Origin of the sequence: Rhodopseudomonas sp. BR0M22, from assembly GCF_010907035.1 — a bacterium.
GTDB lineage: Bacteria > Pseudomonadota > Alphaproteobacteria > Rhizobiales > Xanthobacteraceae > Rhodopseudomonas.
Genome location: NZ_QUMK01000125.1, coordinates 1 through 5,636, shown reverse-complemented (window position 1 = coordinate 5,636; position 5,636 = coordinate 1). Strand labels below are relative to the sequence as shown.

Genomic DNA, 5,636 nt, shown 5'->3' with positions numbered 1-5,636 from the left:
AACGCAAAAAACGCCGCCTCTTTTGGAGGCGGCGTTTTGTGTGTTTGCTTGTCATCGTGATTTGAGGATTTCTTGTACTTTGCAGGCCTGGCAGCGACCTACTCTCCCGCGTCTTGAGACGAAGTACCATTGGCGCTGAGGAGTTTAACGGCCGTGTTCGGGATGGGAACGGGTTCAGGCTCCTCGCTAGAACCACCAGGCCGGCGAAGGACAAGAGCACGAAGCAATATCTGGTTTGGTCACCACATTTGTGTGGTGGACACTGATAATGAGAGCAATCAAGCCAATCGAACGATTAGTACCGGTAAGCTGCATGCGTTGCCGCACTTCCACATCCGGCCTATCAACGTGGTCGTCTTCCACGGTTCTCAAGGGAATGCTCGTTTTGAGGTGGGTTTCCCGCTTAGATGCTTTCAGCGGTTATCCCGTCCGTACATAGCTATGCTGCACTGCCGCTGGCGCGACAACAGCTCCACCAGAGGTACGTTCATCCCGGTCCTCTCGTACTAGGGACAAATCCTCTCAACATTCCAACACCCACGGCAGATAGGGACCGAACTGTCTCACGACGTTCTGAACCCAGCTCACGTACCACTTTAATCGGCGAACAGCCGAACCCTTGGGACCTTCTCCAGCCCCAGGATGTGATGAGCCGACATCGAGGTGCCAAACGACGCCGTCGATATGGACTCTTGGGCGTCATCAGCCTGTTATCCCCGGCGTACCTTTTATCCGTTGAGCGATGGCCCATCCACGCGGGACCACCGGATCACTATGACCGACTTTCGTCTCTGCTCGACTTGTTGGTCTCGCAGTCAGGCAGGCTTATGCCATTGTACTCGACGAACGATTTCCGACCGTTCTGAGCCTACCGTCGCACGCCTCCGTTACTCTTTGGGAGGCGACCGCCCCAGTCAAACTGCCCACCATGCGCTGTCCCGGATCCCGCTGAGGGAACGCGGTTAGATATCCATAACCATTAGGGTGGTATTTCACATTGCGGCTCCACCCGAGCTGGCGCCCGAGCTTCAAAGCCTACCACCTATTCTACACAAACAGTCACGAATACCAGCGCAAAGCTACAGTAAAGGTGCACGGGGTCTTTCCGTCTGACCGCAGGAACCCCGCATCTTCACGGGGAATTCAATTTCACTGAGTCGATGTTGGAGACAGCGGGGAAGTCATTACGCCATTCGTGCAGGTCGGAACTTACCCGACAAGGAATTTCGCTACCTTAGGACCGTTATAGTTACGGCCGCCGTTTACCGGGGCTTCAATTCAGAGCTTGCACTCCTCCTCTTAACCTTCCGGCACCGGGCAGGCGTCAGACCCTATACGTCATCTTGCGATTTCGCAGAGCCCTGTGTTTTTGTTAAACAGTTGCCACCCCCTGGTCTGTGCCCCTCCTGCCTGCTTGCGCAAACAGAAGGCCTCCTTATCCCGAAGTTACGGAGGTAAATTGCCGAGTTCCTTCAACATCGTTCTCTCAAGCGCCTTGGTATACTCTACCAGTCCACCTGTGTCGGTTTCGGGTACGGTCTGATGTGGAGGCTATTTCCTGGAACCCCGTCGAGGCCCGACCAATCCAGTAAGGTCGAACAACATAAGGGATTCGTCACCATCCACTGGCTCACGAATATTCACGTGATTCCCATCGACTACGCCTTTCGGCCTCGCCTTAGGGACCGGCTAACCCTGCGAAGATTAACTTTACGCAGGAACCCTTGGACTTTCGGCGACACTGTCTTTCACAGTGTTTGTCGTTACTCATGCCAGCATTCGCACTTCTGATACCTCCAGGCGCCCTCACGGGTCGCCCTTCGCAGGCTTACAGAACGCTCCGCTACCGCGTGCTTGCGCACACCCTAAGCTTCGGCTCGTGGCTTGAGCCCCGTTACATCTTCGGCGCAGAAACCCTTATTTAGACCAGTGAGCTGTTACGCTTTCTTTAAAGGATGGCTGCTTCTAAGCCAACCTCCTGGTTGTTTTGGGATTTCCACATCCTTTCCCACTTAGCCACGAATTGGGGGCCTTAGCTGTAGGTCAGGGTTGTTTCCCTCTCCACGACGGACGTTAGCACCCGCCGTGTGACTCCCGGATAGTACTCTCAGGTATTCGGAGTTTGGTTGGGTTTGGTAAGACGGTAAGTCCCCCTAGCCCATCCAGTGCTCTACCCCCTGAGGTATTCGTCCGAGGCGATACCTAAATATCTTTCGCGGAGAACCAGCTATTTCCCAGTTTGATTGGCCTTTCACCCCTAACCACAAGTCATCGGAGCCTTTTTCAACAGGCACCCGTTCGGTCCTCCAGTGAGTGTTACCTCACCTTCAACCTGCTCATGGCTAGATCACTAGGTTTCGGGTCTAATCCAACGAACTTGACGCCCTATTCAGACTCGCTTTCGCTGCGCCTACACCTACCGGCTTAAGCTTGCTCGTTAAATTAAGTCGCTGGCCCATAATACAAAAGGTACGACGTCACCCAGAACGTATCTTGGGCTCCGTCTGTTTGTAGGTGTCCGATTTCAGGAACTATTTCACTCCCCTCGTCGGGGTGCTTTTCACCTTTCCCTCACGGTACTGGTTCACTATCGGTCGCTGAGGAGTACTTAGGCTTGGAGGGTGGTCCCCCCATGTTCAGACAGGATTTCACGTGTCCCGCCTTACTCGAGCATCAATGATTGAATTACTTGTACGGGGCTATCACCCTCTAAGGCTCTGCTTTCCTGACAGATTCCAATTGTCGCACATTGATGACTGGCCTGGTCCGCGTTCGCTCGCCACTACTAGCGGAGTCTCGGTTGATGTCCTTTCCTCCAGGTACTTAGATGTTTCAGTTCCCTGGGTTCGCTTGAAACCTCCTATGTATTCAGAGATCTCATACCTTCTCTTGATAACCGGAAATCCAAAACCTCGCGGCTTGGTTCTCACCAAGACACAAGGCCTTGGAGTTCCGGCTATCGAAGGTGGGTTTCCCCATTCGGAAATCCACGGATCAAAGCTTCTTCGCAGCTCCCCATGGCTTATCGCAGCGTAGCACGTCCTTCATCGCCTCTCAGCGCCAAGGCATCCGTCGAACACCCTTAAGGCACTTGATTGCTCTCATTATCAATGTCCACACACTCGGCAGAATGCACTTGCAAGCCATCCCGTAGGACGCGTCTTGCAAACGGACACTGATTAGAAAGACCAGTTATTGCTTCGTAAGATCGACCCGATGACGATGCGGTCAAGCGTCGTCAACAAGAAGCGTTTTACAACCCGGTCGTCTTGCAACAACCAGGCGCCGAAAACACTCCGGAGATACGCGATCAAGCCCCGCAGATTGCTCCACAAGACCCGAACCCGGATCGATCTCCTCTTCACGATGTCAGAAAACCCGCCAGGCTGCGCATTGCGCAAAGCCGGCGAATACAAGTTGCGGACGAAAAACCATCGTCGCTGCCCGAATGACAACAACGAGGTGCGAGCCAAGATCACGATGATCATCCATCTGGTGGAGCCAGACGGGATCGAACCGACGACCTCATGCTTGCAAAGCACGCGCTCTCCCAGCTGAGCTATGGCCCCGTAACCAGAAGACGAATGCAGCGCTCGACAAAATGGTGGGCCTGGGAAGACTTGAACTTCCGACCTCACGCTTATCAAGCGCGCGCTCTAACCAACTGAGCTACAAGCCCTCAGCACGAGAGGCCGCAGCAAATCATCGGTTGGCGTCACGCCCACCGATCGAATTGCGCGCACCCCAGGCGCGTGTTCGTCCGCGAAGAAAGAGAAACGAAGACGGCGAAATCCCGCCAATGAGGCTCGTATGACTTAGAGCCTCTGATGTTTCTAAAACAGGTCGATAGTTTGCGTGAGCAGACTGAAGACCCATCCTTAGAAAGGAGGTGATCCAGCCGCAGGTTCCCCTACGGCTACCTTGTTACGACTTCACCCCAGTCGCTGACCCTACCGTGGCCGGCTGCCTCCATTGCTGGTTAGCGCACCGTCTTCAGGTAAAGCCAACTCCCATGGTGTGACGGGCGGTGTGTACAAGGCCCGGGAACGTATTCACCGTGGCATGCTGATCCACGATTACTAGCGATTCCAACTTCATGGGCTCGAGTTGCAGAGCCCAATCCGAACTGAGACGGCTTTTTGAGATTTGCGAAGGGTCGCCCCTTAGCTTCCCATTGTCACCGCCATTGTAGCACGTGTGTAGCCCAGCCCGTAAGGGCCATGAGGACTTGACGTCATCCCCACCTTCCTCGCGGCTTATCACCGGCAGTCTCCTTAGAGTGCTCAACTAAATGGTAGCAACTAAGGACGGGGGTTGCGCTCGTTGCGGGACTTAACCCAACATCTCACGACACGAGCTGACGACAGCCATGCAGCACCTGTGCTCCAGGCTCCGAAGAGAAGGTCACGTCTCTGCGACCGGTCCTGGACATGTCAAGGGCTGGTAAGGTTCTGCGCGTTGCGTCGAATTAAACCACATGCTCCACCGCTTGTGCGGGCCCCCGTCAATTCCTTTGAGTTTTAATCTTGCGACCGTACTCCCCAGGCGGAATGCTTAAAGCGTTAGCTGCGCCACTAGTGAGTAAACCCACTAACGGCTGGCATTCATCGTTTACGGCGTGGACTACCAGGGTATCTAATCCTGTTTGCTCCCCACGCTTTCGTGCCTCAGCGTCAGTATCCGGCCAGTGAGCCGCCTTCGCCACTGGTGTTCTTGCGAATATCTACGAATTTCACCTCTACACTCGCAGTTCCACTCACCTCTCCCGAACTCAAGACTTCCAGTATCAAAGGCAGTTCTGGAGTTGAGCTCCAGGCTTTCACCTCTGACTTAGAAACCCGCCTACGCACCCTTTACGCCCAGTGATTCCGAGCAACGCTAGCCCCCTTCGTATTACCGCGGCTGCTGGCACGAAGTTAGCCGGGGCTTATTCTTGCGGTACCGTCATTATCTTCCCGCACAAAAGAGCTTTACAACCCTAGGGCCTTCATCACTCACGCGGCATGGCTGGATCAGGGTTTCCCCCATTGTCCAATATTCCCCACTGCTGCCTCCCGTAGGAGTTTGGGCCGTGTCTCAGTCCCAATGTGGCTGATCATCCTCTCAGACCAGCTACTGATCGTCGCCTTGGTGAGCCATTACCTCACCAACTAGCTAATCAGACGCGGGCCGATCTTTCGGCGATAAATCTTTCCCCGTAAGGGCTTATCCGGTATTAGCTGAAGTTTCCCTCAGTTGTTCCGAACCAAAAGGTACGTTCCCACGCGTTACTCACCCGTCTGCCACTGACGTATTGCTACGCCCGTTCGACTTGCATGTGTTAAGCCTGCCGCCAGCGTTCGCTCTGAGCCAGGATCAAACTCTCAAGTTGGACTTGAAACTTTAAACCGGCTGATCACAACGTTTGACGAGGTCCCACCATCGTCCTCGGTCCGAAAACCAAGAACTCGTCGCCGCGCTTCACAGCGCTGGCGAACATGGTGTTCCTTTAAAACGTGTACCGCCGAAGTCTTTCGTCCGGTCTCAATCCCAGAAAGCCGAAGCCCTCCGAAAACCGAGACCCGCAAGGACTTCGCCGTCCACGTTTCTCTTTCTTCTTCTTCACTTGTCAAACAGCCCGAGACCCGAAGATCTCA

The 5,636-nt window shown here is 54.4% G+C and carries 1 protein-coding gene, 2 tRNA genes and 3 rRNA genes; all 6 read right to left on the bottom strand.

Annotation, left to right across the window (positions count from 1 at the left end; genetic code table 11):
- Positions 1-85: 85 nt before the first annotated feature.
- Positions 86-200: ribosomal RNA gene (gene rrf, locus DY468_RS24210) — 5S ribosomal RNA — on the bottom strand.
- A 74-nt stretch (positions 201-274) separates the two neighbouring features.
- Positions 275-3,097: ribosomal RNA gene (locus tag DY468_RS24205) — 23S ribosomal RNA — on the bottom strand.
- A gap of 82 nt (positions 3,098-3,179) precedes the next feature.
- Positions 3,180-3,488, bottom strand: coding sequence for a hypothetical protein (locus DY468_RS24200; RefSeq protein ID WP_164608115.1), 309 nt, complete (start codon positions 3,486-3,488; stop codon positions 3,180-3,182).
- Positions 3,489-3,493: 5 nt separating this feature from the next.
- Positions 3,494-3,569 (bottom strand) — tRNA-Ala (locus DY468_RS24195).
- A 33-nt stretch (positions 3,570-3,602) separates the two neighbouring features.
- Positions 3,603-3,679 (bottom strand) — tRNA-Ile (locus DY468_RS24190).
- Between the two features lie 203 nt (positions 3,680-3,882).
- A 16S ribosomal RNA gene (locus tag DY468_RS24185) occupies positions 3,883-5,371 on the bottom strand.
- The 16S, 23S and 5S rRNA genes sit together here with 2 tRNA genes alongside, the layout of an rRNA operon.
- Between the last annotated feature and the right edge of the window lie 265 nt (positions 5,372-5,636).